17 protein-coding genes and 1 riboswitch are annotated in these 18,971 nt (G+C 43.7%); of the genes, 2 read left to right on the plus strand and 15 right to left on the minus strand.

The window, feature by feature from the left end:
- Window positions 1-38 precede the first annotated feature (38 nt).
- From R5H20_RS13945 to R5H20_RS13960, 4 genes are read right to left on the minus strand one after another with little or no spacing between them, the layout of a single operon-like run.
- A complete protein-coding gene (locus tag R5H20_RS13945) occupies window positions 39-800 on the minus strand; it encodes a LysM peptidoglycan-binding domain-containing protein (RefSeq protein ID WP_006636436.1) in 762 nt (253 codons plus the stop codon).
- The gene (locus tag R5H20_RS13950) at window positions 742-1,386 is read right to left on the minus strand and encodes a CPBP family intramembrane glutamic endopeptidase (RefSeq protein ID WP_006636437.1); all 645 of its coding nucleotides are present in this window, start codon (window positions 1,384-1,386) and stop codon (window positions 742-744) included. Before R5H20_RS13950 ends, R5H20_RS13945 begins: the two co-directional genes overlap by 59 nt.
- A complete protein-coding gene (locus tag R5H20_RS13955) occupies window positions 1,380-2,867 on the minus strand; it encodes a RecQ family ATP-dependent DNA helicase (RefSeq protein WP_006636438.1) in 1,488 nt (495 codons plus the stop codon). The genes R5H20_RS13950 and R5H20_RS13955 overlap by 7 nt, the downstream gene beginning before the upstream one ends.
- Window positions 2,860-3,918, minus strand: coding sequence for a YpbB family protein (locus tag R5H20_RS13960; RefSeq protein WP_006636439.1), 1,059 nt, complete (start codon window positions 3,916-3,918; stop codon window positions 2,860-2,862). The genes R5H20_RS13955 and R5H20_RS13960 overlap by 8 nt, the downstream gene beginning before the upstream one ends.
- 265 nt (window positions 3,919-4,183) lie before the next feature.
- On the opposite strand from R5H20_RS13960, the gene R5H20_RS13965 reads away from it, so the two are divergent.
- Window positions 4,184-4,432 carry a ferredoxin gene (locus R5H20_RS13965; protein ID WP_003183064.1) on the plus strand — a complete coding sequence of 83 codons (249 nt, stop codon included), beginning with the start codon at window positions 4,184-4,186 and terminating at the stop codon, window positions 4,430-4,432.
- A gap of 86 nt (window positions 4,433-4,518) precedes the next feature.
- Here the strand turns inward: R5H20_RS13965 and R5H20_RS13970 are convergent, their stop codons facing one another.
- Window positions 4,519-5,103 carry an ECF transporter S component gene (locus tag R5H20_RS13970; protein ID WP_006636440.1) on the minus strand — a complete coding sequence of 195 codons (585 nt, stop codon included), beginning with the start codon at window positions 5,101-5,103 and terminating at the stop codon, window positions 4,519-4,521.
- 154 nt (window positions 5,104-5,257) lie between these two features.
- A riboswitch (FMN riboswitch) is annotated at window positions 5,258-5,390 on the minus strand.
- 232 nt (window positions 5,391-5,622) lie between these two features.
- Between R5H20_RS13970 and serA the strand changes: the two genes are divergently transcribed.
- A complete protein-coding gene (gene serA, locus R5H20_RS13975) occupies window positions 5,623-7,200 on the plus strand; it encodes a phosphoglycerate dehydrogenase (protein WP_006636441.1) in 1,578 nt (525 codons plus the stop codon).
- Window positions 7,201-7,257: 57 nt separating this feature from the next.
- Here the strand turns inward: serA and R5H20_RS13980 are convergent, their stop codons facing one another.
- From R5H20_RS13980 to R5H20_RS14025, 10 genes are all read right to left on the minus strand, one after another.
- Window positions 7,258-8,103, minus strand: coding sequence for a M23 family metallopeptidase (locus R5H20_RS13980; protein ID WP_006636442.1), 846 nt, complete (start codon window positions 8,101-8,103; stop codon window positions 7,258-7,260).
- Between the two features lie 166 nt (window positions 8,104-8,269).
- A complete protein-coding gene (locus R5H20_RS13985; protein ID WP_006636443.1) occupies window positions 8,270-9,400 on the minus strand; it encodes a GerMN domain-containing protein in 1,131 nt (376 codons plus the stop codon).
- Window positions 9,336-9,920 (minus strand): RNA polymerase sigma factor SigX, encoded by a 585-nt coding sequence (gene sigX / locus R5H20_RS13990; RefSeq protein ID WP_006636444.1) that lies wholly within the window; start codon window positions 9,918-9,920, stop codon window positions 9,336-9,338. The genes R5H20_RS13985 and sigX overlap by 65 nt, the downstream gene beginning before the upstream one ends.
- 300 nt (window positions 9,921-10,220) lie before the next feature.
- Window positions 10,221-11,138: an LCP family glycopolymer transferase gene (locus R5H20_RS13995; RefSeq protein ID WP_029418335.1), complete on the minus strand. Its 918-nt coding sequence runs from the start codon at window positions 11,136-11,138 to the stop codon at window positions 10,221-10,223.
- 56 nt (window positions 11,139-11,194) lie between these two features.
- Window positions 11,195-12,037 carry a polysaccharide deacetylase family protein gene (locus tag R5H20_RS14000; RefSeq protein WP_006636446.1) on the minus strand — a complete coding sequence of 281 codons (843 nt, stop codon included), beginning with the start codon at window positions 12,035-12,037 and terminating at the stop codon, window positions 11,195-11,197.
- Between the two features lie 361 nt (window positions 12,038-12,398).
- The gene (locus tag R5H20_RS14005) at window positions 12,399-13,532 is read right to left on the minus strand and encodes a PD40 domain-containing protein (RefSeq protein ID WP_006636447.1); all 1,134 of its coding nucleotides are present in this window, start codon (window positions 13,530-13,532) and stop codon (window positions 12,399-12,401) included.
- Window positions 13,529-14,986 (minus strand): sensor histidine kinase, encoded by a 1,458-nt coding sequence (locus R5H20_RS14010; protein ID WP_006636448.1) that lies wholly within the window; start codon window positions 14,984-14,986, stop codon window positions 13,529-13,531. Before R5H20_RS14010 ends, R5H20_RS14005 begins: the two co-directional genes overlap by 4 nt.
- Before the next feature lie 3 nt (window positions 14,987-14,989).
- Window positions 14,990-15,691 (minus strand): response regulator transcription factor, encoded by a 702-nt coding sequence (locus R5H20_RS14015; RefSeq protein WP_006636449.1) that lies wholly within the window; start codon window positions 15,689-15,691, stop codon window positions 14,990-14,992.
- A gap of 662 nt (window positions 15,692-16,353) precedes the next feature.
- The gene (locus R5H20_RS14020; protein WP_006636451.1) at window positions 16,354-18,135 is read right to left on the minus strand and encodes an ATP-binding protein; all 1,782 of its coding nucleotides are present in this window, start codon (window positions 18,133-18,135) and stop codon (window positions 16,354-16,356) included.
- On the minus strand, window positions 18,132-18,854 hold the full coding sequence (locus tag R5H20_RS14025) for a response regulator transcription factor (protein ID WP_006636452.1): 723 nt from the start codon (window positions 18,852-18,854) through the stop codon (window positions 18,132-18,134). The genes R5H20_RS14020 and R5H20_RS14025 overlap by 4 nt, the downstream gene beginning before the upstream one ends.
- Between the last annotated feature and the right edge of the window lie 117 nt (window positions 18,855-18,971).

The following is an 18,971-nucleotide window of genomic DNA, read 5'->3' on the forward strand; positions in this document are numbered from 1 at the left end:
CAATGTATATGAGGAAGACGGGACAATCATGCAGGCCCTCAATAAAAAGGAATATCGAGCACCTGCCCCGCGTACACGTTGTTGCCGGATAATTGATTGTAATTGCGGATTTTTTCCTCTCCTGACCGGTCTTTATAATATTTCATGGAGATCCGGTAAAGGGTTTCTTTTTCAGCGACGGTATGCTGAATCACCTTTTTTGGTTGCGGCGCTTGCCGGACCGGGGGGGCTTTTGCGGTATTTTTCTTTGTGGAAGCGGACTTGTCTTCGGATTTTTTCGCAGTTACGGCAGGCTTGTTCTCTGCCGCAGCAGGCTTGTCCTCCGTTTTTTTGTCTTCTGTAGGCTGTTCTTGCGCTGTTTCTTTTTTTGGGGTCTCGTCCGTTTTTTCGCTGTTTTCCTGCTTTTTTTCTTGAAGAGCGGCGGCTTTTTGCTCAGAGTCCGCTTTTTGATCAGCCTCCTGATCGCCGCCGTTTTTTTCATTGAGGAAGCCTGTATCGCCTGACTTTTCATAAAACACATCGTCATATTGCTCAGGATTCGTACCGCCTTGATTCATCATATACATAAACACCAGGAAGACGATGATCGGAATGAATAAAAATATGACAGCAAGCGATGTAAATAAAGGATTCCTGTTTTTATTCTTTTTTTTGCTGTTTTTCTTCTTTTCATGATAAGACTGTCTGGAAGGGATCTCATCTTCGCGGATTTCCGGCTCTGGCGCTGTTTGCCGGGCAAGCTCAGCCTGAGCCTTTTCCCGCTCCTTTTTCTTCCTCTCTATCCTTGACATCTCCGTCATGTAAACTCCTCCTAACGTGTTGAAAACGAATCTGAAACGCAAATACAGCATCAATCAGGAAATGCGCTGTTACAGGGATGAATAAATTGTTTGTCGCTAAAAAACTGATTCCGAGCAAAAAGCTGATGGAAACCACCATGACAAAGAGCAGCCACTTTCTTAAATAACGAAAATGCAAAAGCGCAAAAATGATGCTTGCCGTCCAAATGCCGAAATGGGTCTGGATCACGCCCCTGAACAATATTTCTTCTGTAAATGCGATGAAAAGCGTCAGCACCAGTATATGAGGATAAGAACGGCTTCGAAAAAGCTTTTCATTAATCCCTTCATCGTCATACATATGCTCGGGAACCCATTTCATCACTGCCAGGTCGATGATGATTACGAAAACAGCAAGCGGCACGCCGTATGTCAGGATTCTCAGATCATATCCATTCCACAGCGAGAAAAAACTGCCGGTATCATCAAACAAAAAGACGCCCATCAAAATCGCTGTACAGAGCATGAGAAGCTGGGAAAAATAGAGCTGCTTCAGCATTTCCCCGTCTGACAGCCGCCGGATGATGTCCGATTGTTTTTTCAGCATACATGATCACGGCTGACAGCGAAAATCATATCCAATTCTTCTTCCCATGCTGTTAATTGATTCATAATCGGGTGGTCTCCTTTAGCTTCATAATCTTTAAGATGTAATCCGCAGTGCGTGCAGCAAGGCGTTTTCCTCGGTTTTCGCCTTTCATTAAAATAAGCAAGCAGCCCTTCGCGAAAACATCCTTTGTTCGCTGCGATGTGGGCAAAGCCTTCCATCTTGCTTAATTTTTGCTGCTTTCTGAAGTCCATTTCCTGATAAATGTGCTCTCTGCCTTTATTCCCTAAATGGCGAAACTTTACATACAAGTGGGCAAAATGGCGGGCCTGTGTTTCCGTTAAGCCCGATTGCTGAAGGGTTTCTTTTAAGCCGCGTTCATCCCGAACGCCGGCAAGCTTTTCATACAAAAAATCGATATCATGCCGGCTGAGGGCTTCTGTCTGAATCAGCTGCTCTTGAATTTCCTTATCTCCGGGAGCCTTCAGCAGAATGCTGATGCTCCGGTTTCCATCCCGTCCTGCCCGCCCGATTTCCTGCATGAATGCCTCAGCTGTCTGGGGAAGGTTAAAGTGGATTACATACCTGACATCCGGCTTATCAACACCCATTCCAAACGCATTTGTGCAGCAGACGAGGTCGAGCTGGTTACGGATGAACTGCTGCTGAATCAGCATCCTGTCCCCGGCTTCCATTCCCCCGTGATAAAACCCCGTTCTCAGCCTCGTCCCCTCTGTGATCCGATCAGCCAGTTCTTCAGCCCATTTTCTTGTCGGACAATAGACGAGGCCGGGCCCCTGAAGCTTACGGACCAGTTCGGTAAGCCTTTTCGTTTTTTCGGCGGTATCCTGCACTTCCTCAATATGAAGGGCGATGTTTGGCCGATCAACGGAATGAATCAAATAACGGGCTTCTTCCAAACCGAGGAGCCGGGATATATCCTTTAATGTCGCTTCTGTTGCCGTTGCTGTCAGCGCCAGGGTGACGGGGCCGGCGAGCTGTTTTTTGATCTCGCCGAGCTTCGAGTAGTCAGGTCTGAAGTCATGCCCCCATTGCGAGATGCAGTGGGCTTCATCAACGACGAAAAAGCTGATATTAATCGCTTGAAGCCGCTTCAACATCTGCTCCGACTGGAGAGCCTCGGGTGATATATAAAGAAACTTGAGCCGGTGAAGCTGTTTTAAAACCGCTTCTTTTTCCTGATAGGTTAAGGCGCTGTTGTAAGCCGCGACTCTTTTTTCACCGCGCATTTTTAATTGCTGGACCTGATCCTCCATTAAAGACAGCAGCGGGGATACTATCAGCACCGTTCCGTCTGTCAAAAGACCGGGAAGCTGGTAGCACAATGATTTCCCTCCTCCTGTCGGAAGCATGGCCACCGTGTCCCGTCCTTCGATGACGCTTTTTATAATGTCTTCTTGTCCCTTTTTAAAAGAGCTGTAGCCGAAATGGCGGTAGAGGGCCTGATGAAGTTTATCCATGCCGGGTCACCGTTTTCGACAGGGCCAGGCGGATTTTAAAATAGCTGTATCTTCCGCCGAGCCCTTCTTTAATTTGTCTGATTTTATTGGTTTGATTGATTTTCGCATAATCGGCAATGATTTTTTGTTCCTCTTTTGTGACGTATTTTTCAATGGAAAAAGCCGGATCATGAATCGCGATTTCCACGATATGGTCCTCGATCGTCGCCGTTTTTAAATTGCGGATTTCCGCTATCCGGTCAATCGATTTTCCTTCTTTAATCAAAAACAGCGTTTTCCTTGTCGACTGTGTCAGTCCGTCTTTAAATGGGATGTCTTTGATCAGCGCTTGAAAAAGCGGGCTTTCACCCTTTTGAACGGATTGAATAAAATAGTGCAGAACATCCCAAAACAGAGCATATATGTACCATTCATCCTCACGCATTTTTTCTGCAAGCTGTTTACATGTAAAACCGACTTTGGCGGCTGATGTCAGGGAATGTACAAACACAGCGGCCTGCCGGTCATGATCCAATGCCGACAGTTTTTCCTTCAATTCCGCATGAAAACGCGCTGCCAGCTCGTCTGCATTCCGGTTTCTCAAGTACTGCCTGACCCAATGTTGAATCTGGTAATCTTTTATGATCGGCAAATAAACGCGTTCCCCACAACGTCTGTTTGACAACACCTGAATCAATAGGGACATCCTTCCCCACATGATGTTTGCGGCCGCCTGATAATATGCGCCGTGAAAATGGCGGGGCCAGGGATGCAGGCTGAAGCAGCGGGCAAGTTCCTTTTCGCCGCTTTCAGTCACGACATAAGCGCCTGTTTCCCGCTTTTCGGTGATGAAAGATTGCCGCAGCAATTTTTGAAAGCTGCCATTCAACCGGTCTCTTGAAAGGGACGAACAAAAGCCGAAATACTTTGAGACGGCAAATAAACCGGCATCCTGTATCGTCTGTGATGACCTTTTCCCCTTTAACAAATGATATACGGCGCTCGGCGACCGTTCTCCCCTCATCGCAGAGAGGATGTCCAGCACGACGGCGTCAAAAAAATGAACTGACATAGCATCACCTACATTCTTCCGGACAACATTCGATCATTTTCTTCTTATTATTTTAACAGATTTTGCAGAGAAATCGACGTTTAAAGTCATTTAAAAGGGGCATGTTAGCAGTAGAACCCTTGTGTGATAAGCATTCTCAATATTTTTGAGTTGAAATGTAGGATTAACAGCATTACAATAAGGAATGGGAATAGGTTTCATATCGGACAGATAGAGGGTTAAACCATTTGTTCCAACGAAGAACAATCTGGGAGGTTTTTTATTCATGCCAAAATATACAATTGTAGACAAAGATACGTGCATCGCATGCGGCGCTTGCGGCGCAGCCGCTCCTGATATTTATGACTACGATGATGAAGGAATCGCGTTTGTCACTCTCGATGACAACCAAGGTGTCGTCGAAGTGCCTGATGTCTTAGAAGAAGACATGATGGATGCGTTTGAAGGATGTCCTACCGATTCGATTAAAGTTGCGGATGAGCCGTTTGAAGGCGACCCGCTTAAGCACGAATAAAAAAGCAATATCCGGCACAGCGTGTGCCGGATATTTTTTAATCAAAAAGCCCGGCTGCTTTCGAGCCCGGGCTTTTTTTCTATGCGTTAATGCTGTTTAGCCATCCGGACATTTTCTTTCAGCCAAGGTCTCAGCTGAAGGAAAATCGGTGTGGACACCAATGTCACGACAAGGCCTTTAATGATATTGAAAGGAAGGATTCCGGCCACGATCGTCGTCTTCAGCGCGGCTGCCGATAATGCCGGAGCATGTAGGAACCAAGTGTATGCAGGCATAAACAGTACATAATTTAAAATGCTCATTAAAACAGCCATCAATACCGTTCCTGCAATGAGCGCCGCCGCAAACCCTTTGGCAGAGCTTGATTTTTTCAGCAGCAAAGCGGCCGGCAGAATAAACAGCGTTCCTGCGATGAAGTTCGCCGTCTGATCGATCGGGACGCCTGACGCGCTGCCCGCAATAAAGTAGTTTAGCACATTTTTCACTGCTTCAACGGCGATACCGGCACCCGGGCCGTATAATATGACGGCAAGCAGTGCGGGAATATCGCTGAAATCAATTTTCAAATACGGATACGCCCCCAAAATCGGAAAACTCAGCATCATTAACACAAATGCAATGCTGCTCAGCATACTGATGGACACTAGACGTCTTACTCTGTTGTGTTTCATTTTGTCACTTTCTCCTTTTCGATCAACATCTCACGAAAAGAGGAATGGTTCTTGCCCCCGCCATTAAACAAAAAACCCGCTTTTTTGACAAAGCGGGGCTGTTTTCAGACAGGTTAAATAAACGCTTGAAAATGTTGCATTTCAAACGCGGAACCTCCATCTTCTCCCATCCAGACTATACTGTCGGCTCCGGAATCTCACCGAATCCTGCCTAAAAAAGGCTCGCGGGCTTAGAGTCAAAACTCATCACCGCCGGTAGGGAATTTCACCCTGCCCCGAAGATTGATCATATGATTTTTTAATTTTGATATTATTATAATGTAATTGTGAAGAAATGTACAGATCGAAGCTCAGCTTCTTCCATCAGCAAAACACATTTCCCCTCTCCAGCTAAAATCCGCACATTCACAGTTTATTCATTTTTAATTTTCGTCTTTTCCGCGGGAACTCATTGACACCATTTATGGAATATGGTAAATTATCAGATATTTATGACGCTTATTTAGGAGGAAATCTTACATGTTTCGAGTATTGGTCTCAGATAAAATGTCTAGCGATGGCCTTAAACCATTAATGGAAGCTGATTTTATTGAAATTGTTCAAAAAAATGTCGCGGAAGCGGAAGATGAGCTTCATACGTTTGATGCTCTTTTGGTGAGAAGCGCCACAAAAGTGACGGAAGAACTGTTCAACAAGATGACATCATTAAAAATTGTCGCCAGAGCAGGGGTAGGCGTGGACAACATCGATATTGATGAAGCGACGAAGCACGGCGTGATTGTCGTTAACGCGCCGAACGGAAACACAATCTCAACGGCTGAACATACTTTTGCGATGTTTTCCGCTTTGATGAGACATATTCCGCAGGCGAACATATCCGTTAAATCGCGCGAATGGAACCGTTCTGCTTACGTGGGTTCAGAGCTTTACGGAAAAACGCTCGGCATCGTCGGAATGGGGCGGATCGGAAGCGAAATTGCAAGCCGCGCCAAAGCGTTTGGAATGACGGTCCATGTATATGATCCGTTTCTAACCCAGGAGAGAGCAAACAAGCTCGGAGTCAACGCCAACAGCTTTGAAGAAGTTCTCGCCTCCGCAGATATCATTACCGTTCACACTCCGCTGACGAAAGAAACGAAGGGGCTCTTAAACAAGGAAACCATCGCCAAAACGAAAAAAGGCGTCCGCCTTGTCAACTGCGCCAGAGGCGGAATCATTGATGAAGCGGCACTTTTTGAGGCGCTTGAAAGCGGTCATGTCGCAGGGGCGGCCCTCGACGTTTTTGAAGTCGAACCTCCTGTGGATTCAAAATTGATCGATCACCAGAACGTGATCGCCACTCCGCATTTGGGAGCTTCAACAAAAGAAGCACAGCTAAATGTAGCGGCCCAGGTTTCAGAGGAAGTCCTGCAATATGCACAGGGGAACCCTGTCATGTCCGCGATCAATCTTCCGGCCATGACGAAGGACTCTTTCCAAAAGATCCAGCCTTATCATCAATTTGCCAATACAATCGGAAACCTTGTATCACAATGTATGAACGAGCCTGTTAAAGATGTGGCCATCCATTATGAAGGGTCTATAGCAAAGCTTGAAACATCATTTATTACGAAAAGCCTTTTGGCCGGATTCCTGAAACCGCGCGTCGCTGCCACCGTCAATGAAGTAAACGCCGGCACCGTTGCGAAAGAGCGCGGCATCAGCTTCAGTGAAAAGATTTCTTCCAATGAATCCGGCTATGAAAACTGCATTTCCGTTAAAGTAACCGGCGATCTGTCAACGTTTTCGTTAACAGCGACGTATATTCCGCACTTTGGCGGACGGATTGTCGCTTTGAACGGATTTGACATTGATTTTTATCCAACCGGTCACCTTGTCTACATCCACCATCAGGATAAACCCGGCATGATCGGCCATGTCGGCCGGATTCTCGGAGATCATGACATCAACATCGCGACAATGCAGGTGGGACGGAAAGAAAAAGGCGGCGAAGCGATCATGATGCTCTCATTTGACCGCCACCTTGAAGACAGCATTGTCAATGAATTAAAAAACATCGACGACATTGTATCGGTTAAGGTCATCGACCTGCCATAGCAGCCGGCGGAGCTCAGGAGGAAGACTTTCTCTTTCCTGAGTTCCGTTTTTTCGTTTTCATGATGAATGATCATCTCTGATAGTCAAGGGCTGGCGCGGATAGATTTGCTCCCCTTTCAGATCATTCCATTGTTGAATATGCTGAACCGTTACACCCATTTTTTCGGCAATTTGGTAAAGCGTATCCCCTTTTTGGACAATATAAGTGCGGCGTTTCGCCTCCCGCTCATCAAGGTGCAGGATTTGTCCGACGCTAATATGCGAATTGGCAAGAGCATTGATCTTCATGATGCGGTTGACAGATATTCCGCTCTTTCGGCTGATCTTCCAGAGCGTGTCTCCTTTTTGCACGGTGATCGTTCCGTTTGCGTCACTGCTCCCCTTATGGACATGAACAGAATTTTGCTGAAACGCTTTCTCGTTGTAGACTGTCAGCGGATCAATCGCGTTTTTCTTATTCTCTGTCCATGGTCCATGATGGATTTCAAAGTGAAGATGCGTTCCCGTCGAGATTCCGGTATTGCCGATGATTCCGATCTGCTCGCCTTTTCTCACACGGTCGTTCTTTTGTTTCAGCCGTTTGCTCAAATGGGCATAGACTGTTTCATATCCGTTATCGTGTTTGATGAAAATGACTTGGCCGTATGAATCGGATGCGTATGATTTACTTACGGTTCCGCCTGCGGCAGCCACCACGCTCTCTCCTTCAGGAGCAGCGATATCAAGTCCTTTATGTTTGCCTCCCCTTGTGCCAAACTGATCCGTAATTTCCCCTTTAATCGGTTCGATCCAATGTGAGGCTTTCGCTCCTTTAGATGCAGCAGCAGATGGGGCCATGGTGTAAGCGAAGCCCGACAGCGATATGATCAGCAATATGACGTATTTATGTCTAAGCGGTTTCAAGTGTTCCAGTCCTCCTATGCAATGGCAGGATACAGCCTGCACGCCGATGTATGCCCGTTCGGCAAGAAGATTTTTCTTTTGCGACAGCTTAGTATACTTCCAAATAAGGACATTTTATACATTTTATCCATTGAAAAAGAGACCCCGGGACAGGAGTCTCTTTTTTTTATTTTTTTATCGTAATCGGGTTTGGAGCATATGGGACAGGTATGGATTTTGACAAGTCATAGCTTCCGACCCTGTTTATATTTGCATTCATAAATTTCACTTTTGTGAAACCGAAATCTTTTGCTGTCAGGAGCAGGCCTTCCAGCATTAAAATATCATCGGTTTGATTTTGAATGTCCGCTGAGGACGAAAAATGAATAATAAGCTCTTTGCCGTTTTCTTCAACCGATTGAATCAGCCGGTCACTCGGTATAATGGATGTTAAATGAGAGCCGCTTTCTCCTTGCTGCATCTTCCTGATTGCTTCCTTAATATCTCGATATGAGTCATTCGACGGTACAAGATACTGCTTTCCGTCAGCGCTATCATACAGTAAATAGCCTCTTTGTGACTGCTGCTCAATGGACAAATCCATAAGCATACCATATGAATCGACTTCAATCCCCGGTTCTCCGTTTGAGACGAACTGTACGGAGTTATAAGAACTCCATTTAAATGTTTCATTGAGCACTTTTTTCATCAGCTGAAAATCACCAGATGAAATGCCGGAAATGTTTTCATCCACTTGAATGGTCACAGTTTTGCTTTCTTTCTCTTCATCAAATTTTATATTTTGCAAAAAAGATGTGTTAAACGGTTTGAACTGATCAACATCAAGCTGGCCGTATTCGTTAAGGGCATCTTCCACGCTTTTCACGCCGGTGCCTTTTCGTATGCTGACCGGTACGATAACCGAGTCTGAATCATCTAAAAATGCCAAAGTGACATAATTGTCTTTTTGATCGCTGGGAACGACAAAAGTAGTGGCAGGCTTCGACTGGCCTGCATCAGCCGTTTTCGCTTCCCCGTGCCCCGCTTCTATGTTGCTTTGGCTGCCTGAAGCGATGTCAGCCTTTTCCCCGCTTTGCGATCTGATTTGATCGACTAATTGAGGAGTGATCAGCATGAGAAGAAAGAGAACCATCACTGTCGCAGCAAATGCCCCTGCCCGATTTTTAGGGGATTTCATCTTCGGCTGCGCAAGAAGCAGCTTTTGATAAATTTGCTTTGCTGAACGGTCATCTTTAACTGTTGGAAGTTGGCTTAGTAACATCTTTAGCCGTTCTTCGTTCCATTCTGACTTCTTCATTCCTTTGATCCTCCTTCAAAAGCTCCATCTGTTTGCGAAGTACCTTCAGGCCGCGATGCTGGGTCGTTTTCACTTTGCTTTCAGAAAATTGCAGCGCCTGAGCCGTTTCTGAAATCGAATAACCTTGAATAAAGCGCAAAATAATCACAGATCTTTGATCCAGTGTACATTTATCAAGCGCTTTAAAGATGTCATTTAGGTTTTCATTTTGCAGCAAAATGTCTTCAGGCAGTGGCTGCTGGTCTCTCACCTCTTGTTTTTCCCAATCAAACGTACCCATAATCCGCTGGCGGATCGTCTGCTGTTTTCTGAACCAGTCGATGGCGACATGCCGGGCAATCGAAAGAAGCCAGGTTTTTTCGCTGCTTCTGCCTTCAAATGTTTCATATGAGTGCAACACGCGGATATACACTTCCTGGACTAAGTCTTCCGCTTGGCTTTTATCTTTTACCATATAAAATAAAAACTGAAATAAATCCTGGTGATATGTATCATATATTCTCTGAAAGGTTTCTTCCACCTGAAACCCCTCCGTTCAATTTATTGTCGTTTGTCAATCTCAAAAAGTTACATTACAACTATTACAACTATATTACGAACATATGAAAATTGAAAGGGGATTTTGCTAAAGTTAAGCTTAATTTTAACTAAACTACAGCATAAAAGCACCTGTTCTAAATGAACAGGTGCTAAGCTTATAGTAACCCCCATTTTCTCTACAAGCTGTGCCTGTAAAAAGGCTTTTGTTCTTGTGACCGGAGCGTTGTTGACCTTGTCAGGCAATTAAGGTTTATACTTTGAAATTGACTGAATTCGCTCGTTATGATTTTAAGTTCAATTGCCGGCGAAGCTTTTTTGAGATCTCCTTTCGCTTTTCGTCAGTCACAATATGGTACCATAAGCCATCCATTTTTTTATCTTCACCTTCAATTTCTATTTGTTTAATATTCTTTGCAGCTTCTTTATAAGAACTTTGAATATCGATCATTTTGTCCAGCGTCAAGTTCGTTTTTACGTTTTTTTCTAATGCCGTTAAGATCTCTTGATAGTTTGCTAATGATTTTAATTGTGCACCTTCATGAATAATTTGGTTGATGATCTCACGCTGCCGCTGTTGACGTCCAAAATCACCGCGAGGATCGTCTTTTCTCATCCGCGCATATGTAAGAGCGGTCTTACCATTAAGATGTTGCTTCCCTTTTGATAGATGCACTCCTTCAAGGGTGAAGTCAATACGATTATTCACCGTGACTCCGCCAACCGCATCTACAATATCTTTAAACCCGTCCATATTTACTTTGATATAGTAATTGATTGGAATGTTCAAAAATTGTTCTACCGTTTGAACGGTACCTTCAATTCCGCCATAGGTATATGCCGAATTCATTTTAGAAAAGGTATTCTTTGATCGTATAAATACCCTCGTATCACGCGGAATACTTGTCATCGTGGTTTTTTTTGTCTCCGGATTAACAGTCATGACAACCATAGAATCCGGGCGGCCTTTGTCCCCTGGGCGCTCGTCTATCCCCAATAAAAGAATGGATATAGGATCGTGCGAAGCGGCTGCATTCTGCTGCTCGGAATCCCGCTTTAGGGGTTCGTACATATTACTTATTGATTTTGCTACGTTGCGGTAAACACCGTAAGAAACCAAACCGCCAACAGTCATCAATAGAGCCAGGACCAATAATATTATATTTTTTATCTTTAATTTTCTTTTTCTCATTTTCACTATAGTATCCCTTCCTTGTCGATGCAGCTAATATGCTGATTCGCAGTCGAAATCGTTTATTAATTCCATCTGAAATGAAGAGGCTTCATCGAATCATGAACCGCCTTCATTTCATAACCGTTTTCTTGAAAGTATTTTAGCAACTTTTCCAAATGCGCCGCAGTCGTCGGTTTTTCATGCATTAATACGACAAGCGGCTCTACTCCGGTAAGGTTATTGACTTGCTGAATCGCATTATTGACGAATTGGCCATTTGTATTTGCAGACTTCCAGTCCTCTGAATCAACAGTCCAATCCCAAATGTTAAAATGCTCACGTTTAATGGCTTCTTGAAATGGACCAGTAATGTAAGGCTTTGATCCATAAGGCGACCTGATCAAATGTGTATTGACGTTGGTCGTTTCTTTGATCGTTTTAAGCGTATCGTTCATTTCTGCCGCAAAGCTTTCAGGAGATTTATAGATTTTCGCTACTTGGTGCGTCACTCCGTGAGACCCAACGGAATGACCGTTTTTGACCATTTCCCTTACAATATCAGGGTTCTGCTCAATATTCGGTTTTAACATGAAAAACGTTGCTTTTGCATGATACTTATCAAGCAAACTTAAGATTTTTTTTGAAGCAGCCGGATTCGGCCCGTCATCAAATGTCAAATAGACTACCTTTCCGGTTTCCAGCGATGTTTGCTTGCTTTCCTTTTTCGCTACTGAATGTTTGCCTGAATGTTTGCTCCCCGACATCTGCTCTGAAGCGTTGGCACTTCCTTTTAGCGGTTCCTGCTTTGAACCGGCAAGTGCATTCCAAGAAATGCATAACAAAGTTACACCCAGTACAATCAACATACCTAATACTATTTTTCCTAGTCCGTTCAATTTACGATCTTTTTTTGGTGAATCTGACACTTTTTCCAACTCCTCAACTGTAGATATCATCACTAGGTTTCTTTTAAAAACTCGTCACACACAAATGACAATTTTTTAGTTTTGATGTTTAAAGACAAAGTTCGATAAGAAGGATGCTCTTTTAATATAAGGGGAAGATATCGCAGAAGTTCGACCAACTTGTAAACAAAATGTCACAAAAACAAGGAAAACATCATTTTTTTCGGGATCGTAAAAAGCAAATAACCGGACTTATTACCCTGTAATGAAAAGTGTAATCGGAGTAAATGGGTAGAAATCAAGAGGTATAATCGTTAATAAAAAAACCTTATTTCGGTATATAACTGAAATAAGGTTTTTAGCTAAAACTGAAAACTGTCGGTTATTTAAAAGTTATGATATAAGATTGATCATCTAAAAATCTCGCTGAAGCACTCTCCATAGAAGAATACTGGTTTTGCACATTAACGAGCAGGCTGTTGCCATCCGGACTCCAATATATTTCTGTTTCTGACGGTATGGTGCCGTGATATACCGGTTCTTCATAAAGGATATTTTTTCCTTGAAGCTTACCTGCATAGAGACTGTCCTTATCAGGATGCAGAGAGTAAGCGATTTTCTTTCGGTCATTTGACAATGTGAAAGTGGCTACTTTTTCGAGCAGAACAGAAAGCTCGTTGTTTCGGCGATCGTATTCGTACAGGGTTTCCCCGGTGCCCAGGAATACAAATTGATCATTGTTTAACCAAACAGGCTTCCCAAGGCTGTTCTGACGCTTGTCCTGAATATTGATGCGATTGCCGCTAACGGTTCCCATCATGATGTTTTCTTTCTGCCCGGATTTCTGTAACACGGTAAGCAGCAATCCGCGTCCATTATCAGAGATGTTAACTCCCGTAAGCGAATCTTTCTCGGCAAAATCCTTCAATGGATACGTTTTGAGCGTTCCGGAATCTGTATCAAAAACATAAATGGTAGCCTGACCGTCTTTCGCAGCATCTATGACTAGATAACAAACGTATCTGCTATTATTTGACCATGAAACATCTTGGAGATAGACCTCATTGTTGGAGGTGAAGCTGGCGATTTCCGTTTTTTTCCCGTTTGCCAACGAAATCAGCTTCATTGAGGCCTTATTTGATGATATGGTTAATCCGGCGATGCTCGTTCCGTCTGGAGATATCTTGAGATTGGATGTATTGCTTTCAATCCCTTGCAGATTTTCAGCTTTTTCATAGGGAGAGGAAAGGCGCTGAAGACGATGCGCTGTACGTTCTGATGTCTCATTTCCCTTGAAAAAACCGACTATGGAATCCGATGACGACCATCCAAGCAACTGATCTGCTTTTGGAAGGCGATATATCGTCTTCACTTGAAATGGCCGGTTCTTCTGAACATTCTCTTCCTTGCTCGGTATAATAACGGTTTCCGACCGTTTTCCCACATTATAACTGGACACGATAATGACGAGAAATAAAAGCAGCCCTGACCAGATGATAAACTGTTTGTTCTTCATGATGATTTCTCAACCTTCGCGTAAGCTATTTCAACATTAATCATTGTATAGTTTTCCTTGTAGAACATCTCGATTGTTCCCCCGTGTTCGTCAACAATTGTTTTAACAATGCTTAACCCCAAACCGACACTTCCCTCTTCCTTGATCTTTTGGTTTACCGAATAAAAAGGCTGGAACATTTTGGAGTGGTGGTTATTTTCAAATGGAGCACTTGGGTTATTGAACGTAAAAAGAACTTTTTCTCCAACGATCCCGGCCTTAATGATGATTTCCGAATGAGATAAGCTGTATTTGATCGCGTTGTCCAGCAGATTGATAAAAAGCTGGCGCAGCCTGTTCGCCTGACCGTGAACGTACAGACCTTCTTCGATGTCACAGGTGATCCTTTTCTTATACCGTTCTGCCCGAAACTTCATGGATTCGCATACATCTTTTAAAATGTCTCCTGCGTCGATCCTGTCAAATCGATCATCCTTGGACGTTTCCCGGGATACTTCAAGAAGTTTGATCACCAATTCGTGCAGGCGCCGGCTTTCTTCAACAATGTGATCCATTCCTTTATCAAAAAATGTCTGATCTGATGCCCCTTTTTCTTTTATGATTTCGGCATATCCTTGAATGGAAGTCAGAGGTGTTTTTAGCTCATGCGTCATATTGTCAAAAAATCGCTTTTCCTGTTCGTTTAGTTCCTTTAACCGATCGCGATCCCTTTCAATGGTTGAAATTTGATCTCTAATCCGGTTGATCATATCATTAAAATTGACGGCAAGCTGGCCGATCTCATCTTTTCTGCGAATCTGGATATCTACATCCAACTTGCCCTTTTTGACTTGTGAGGAGGCCTCTGTCAGCTTGACAAGCGGAATCGTAATATGTCTGGAAAGGATGTAGGAGAAAAGGAACGCCGCCACAAATATGGCAAGTGCGATATAAAAAACAATATCCAAAATCTCTCCGCTTTGCTTGTACAGCAGGTTAAAATCTTTAGAAAAGCGTAATATGCCTACTTTTGTGCCATCAATGACAACTGGATATGAGAAAAAAACCTCTGCTTTATTTCGATCATAGGTGATATGATAGGCAGTCTTTCCTTTGATAGCCTGTTTAAGATCCTCATCATTCCCTCCGGAAAACACCTTCTTATCAGTAGAAGACAACAGAGTGCCATCGACGGTATATACACTTACATTGCTTCCAGTGGAGTGATTTAAATTATCCGCTATTTCATCTGCCATATCGCCGAAATAAAGCTCATTGTTTTTATAGTGATTGATTAAAAATGCTTGATTTACATACACGATACTGTTTTTTTTCAGATCGACTAAATCCGAGGTCACAATCTTTTCATTGCTCGACCAAATGACGGTCTTTACCGTTTGATTGAGCACGAGGAAAGAGAGAAAAAAAATCAGAAAAAAGCCGATAATAAATTTACCCTTGATGGTCCGCAACACCCTCTATTCCTCCTGTTTCTCGAATTTATATCCGATACCAAACACAGTTGTAATCAAGTCACTTGCATCAAGCTTTTTTCGAAGTCTTTGAATATGAGTATCTACCGTACGTGTATCTCCTGCAAAATCGTACCCCCAGATGAATTCCAAAAGCTCTGAACGCGTATAAATTTTCCCGCGATGGTCAATCAAAGTCATAAGCAGATCATATTCTTTAGGAGTTAATTCGATCGTTCTTCCGTCTTTTTTTACCAGTCTTTCTTCTGGAACAATCACAATATTTTTAAAGCGAATTTTATGGGCTTTGGCCGTTTCCCGTTCGTTCAAATGATGAGCTTGCTCCAGACGCCGAAGTATCGTCCGTATTCTGGCCACAACTTCGCGCAAATCAAACGGCTTTGTAATATAATCATCCGCCCCGAATTCCAATCCAAGTACTTTATCCGTGATATCTGACTTTGCGGTGATCATCAGGATCGGAATATTATAGCTCTCGGTCACCTTTTTACAAATATCCAATCCGCTGCAATCAGGCAGCATCCAATCGAGCAGCAGAAGATCGGGTTTGAATTGTTCTAATTTGCTCATCCCCAGAGCCCCGCTAGCCGCAGTGTACGTCTGAAATCCTTCCGCTGTAAGCCCGTATGAAAGCAAATCGGCAATTGGTTCATCATCTTCAATAATCAGTATTTTCGTTTTATCCATATAAAATCACTCATTCCCTATTTCATGCTTATATTTATCTAGATATCTCTTGGGTTTTCCGATATGAATTGATTGTAGCATCCTTCTTATAGAAACTATTGTCCATTCAGGTCTCACAACCACCCGGCACCAAATATAACCTTGCATCGAAAGTCATTCGTGTGATGGCTTGCCAGCAATTCATTTCCCCCGTTAAAAAGCCGTTATTGTATGGCATGATGAAAGATGGAGATCAAGCGTGGAAATATGTCCGTATTGGATCATCACTTTAAAAGCGTAGTGGAACGTTTAGGTTTAGAAAAATCCCTGTACTTTCTATAAGTTTCCTATAATGAAATGACAATTTCCGCATGTAGTTTTCCGGGAATTGCGGCGCCTTCGCTATGATGATTTGCCATTGGCAAATCAAATGGTTCAAGTTTTTTGCTCCTGAAAAATTCTTTGATGTCCGTATTCTTTCTGTCCTTCCACAAAATCCCTTGTTAGCAGGATGGTTTACACCTGTCTCCATTTTTATTAGCAGCTCAGGTTTAAACGTTCCAGCAAGCAGTACGTTAAGCAGGGAATTTCTATCGAATTGACTTGCTTTTGCTGTTCGAATGACTGAGCACCTGTTCGAAATGAACAGGTGCTCTCTGTTTCTTATGGAACAATATTCTTCGTCAAATTTGGCCAGCATCTTGCTTTTTTCTTGGAATATAAAACGTAAAGGTCGTACCTTCGTTCAGCCTGCTGTGAACCGTAATCGAACCGTTATGGGCATCGACAATATTCTTGACGATGGCAAGGCCGAGGCCTGTTCCGCCTTTCCCTCTCGTTCTCGCTTTATCAGCTTTATAAAAGCGCTCAAAGATAAACGGCAGATCTTCCTCGGGGATCCCGCTGCCCGAATCTTTCACCGCGATTTTCAAGCCGTTTTCGACAGACTGCACATCGATATGGACAGTGCCTTTTGCATTGGTATGGCGGATGGCGTTGTCAATTAAGTTTGTCAGCACCTGCTCCATTTTATCCGAATCAAACACAAATTGGTCTTCATGTAGATCCAGATGGTTGGTAAGGCTGATATCTTTATCGCCGGCCACTCCGTAGAACTTTCTGAACACCCTTTCGAAAAACTCCTTGAGCTCGACTCTTTCAACATTTAATGAAATATGTCCGGCTTCCATTCTGGCAAGATCGAGCAGATCGTTGACCAATCGTCCCATTCTCAATGATTCGTCATAAATCACCTGGGCGATTTCCTTTTTCTCTTCCTCAGAACTTGCGATATCATCCACTATGGCTTCGCTGTAGCCTTGAAGCATCGAAATCGGGGTTCTCAGCTCATGGCTGACATTGGCGATAAAATCTTTCCTCAGCTTATCAAGCCGCCTTTCCTCCGTCATATCCCTCAAGACGGCGACCGCTCCGCGTACATGGGACTGATTGTAAAGCGGACTCATTAACAGCACCCAGGATCTGCCCTGCAGCGTCATTTCAATCATCTGCTCTTTTTCCGTGCTGACGGTGTTTTGGAACAGCTCCCGCGCTTCCGGGGGCAGTTCATTCCCCTCTTTGACATTCATGTTCTGCTCGTAATACCATGCCTGCAAAAAACGTTCCGCCGGAGGGTTTGTCACCAGGATCGTTCCATCGATATTGATGGTGATCACTCCGTCCGCCATACTGCTTAAAATATTCGACAGATGCTCTTTTTCCTGATTAAGGGCTGTAATGTGGAATTTCAGCTGCCGCCCCATTTGGTTAAAAGCGATGGCCAATTCCCCGATTTCATCCTGTGTTAAAATCGGGATTTTTGTGTCAAATTTGCCTTTCGCCAAGTCCTGCGCCCCTTCCCGCATTTTTCTGAGCGGGTAGGTGATCCGGCTTGACAGGAAGAAAGCGAAGATCGTCGTTAAAACGATGGCGATCGCAGCAGCAAAAAGGATATACCTTGTCGTATGCTCTGTCGTATCCTTGACGGCGAGAAGCGACTGGGAAAGAAAAACCATTCCCTCATCCTTCCCGTTTCCATAAGGAACACCGACAATCAGCTGATCGTTCTTCTGGTTGTTCAGGGACATCCTTTTTTGCACCTTTTCATGATTGGCGAGCGCGCGGTTTAAATCGGAATCGCGCTTGATTTCTTTTAAGGTAATGGAAGACAGCTTTTTATCCTGATTCGGCGAATACCAATATTCCTGTTCATTTTTCACGATTGCGATGGCGGTCATCTCGTCCGCCAGCTCCCAGGTGATCGACCTGGCCACTTTTTGATCTTCATGGTTGTCAATAATGACGGCCACCTTGTTGGCAAGCTTCGTCAAATCAGCCTCTGCTTCCTGGACATGATAGTTCTCGATAAATTCAAGCAGAAAAAACGTTAAAATAATCAAGACGAGTGAAACTAAGAGAAGAATGGTAAACCATAGTTTACCAACGACGCTCTTCCAAAACTTCATTCGTTTCCGACCTCAAATTTGTAACCGACACCCCACACTGTCACGATTTTTTTCGCCGCTTTCGGAGAGACTTTGTTCAGTTTTTCACGTAAACGTTTGACATGAGTGTCGACCGTTCTTAAATCCCCGAAAAACTCATACTGCCAAACTTCCTTCAACAGCTTTTCGCGATCGTATACTTTGTCAGGCGTTTTAGCCAAAAAGTACAAAAGTTCATATTCCTTCGGCGTCAGGCTGACTTCTGTTCCGTCCGCCATGACCCGGTGGGCGTCGTGATCAATTGATAAATGAGAAAAGACAAGTACATTTTTTGCCGTTGTATCCGTATTGAGATAAGAGGTTTGCGATGATCTTCTTAAGAGCGCTTTGACTCTTAGCACGACTTCCCGTGGGCTGAAAGGTTTCACTATGTAGTCGTCTGTACCGACTTCAAATCCCTGCACCCGGTTCGCTTCTTCCCCTTTCGCCGTCAGCATGATGATCGGCGTTGCTTTTTTATCCCGTATCTGTCTGCACACTTCGATGCCATCAGTTCCCGGCATCATCAAATCAAGCAAGATTAAATCATAGTCATGGCCAAGAGCTTTATCGATGGCTTCATCTCCGTTCTCGGCTTCTTCAATTTTGTAATTTTCTCTTTCAAGATACATTTTTAATAGACGTCTGATTCTTGCCTCGTCATCTACTACTAATATTTTTGTCTCTTTTGTCTGTTCCATCGTAAACCTCCTGAAATTGAATCTTCTTACATTCATTTTATTAGAAAAGCTGTTGTAATCCAAGTGAGATTTACTCTTCCCCTTATTTTTCCATCCTTGGAGATCCGGCAGGTCCAG

Source organism: Bacillus sp. KICET-3, from assembly GCF_033261025.1.
GTDB lineage: Bacteria > Bacillota > Bacilli > Bacillales > Bacillaceae > Bacillus > Bacillus sonorensis.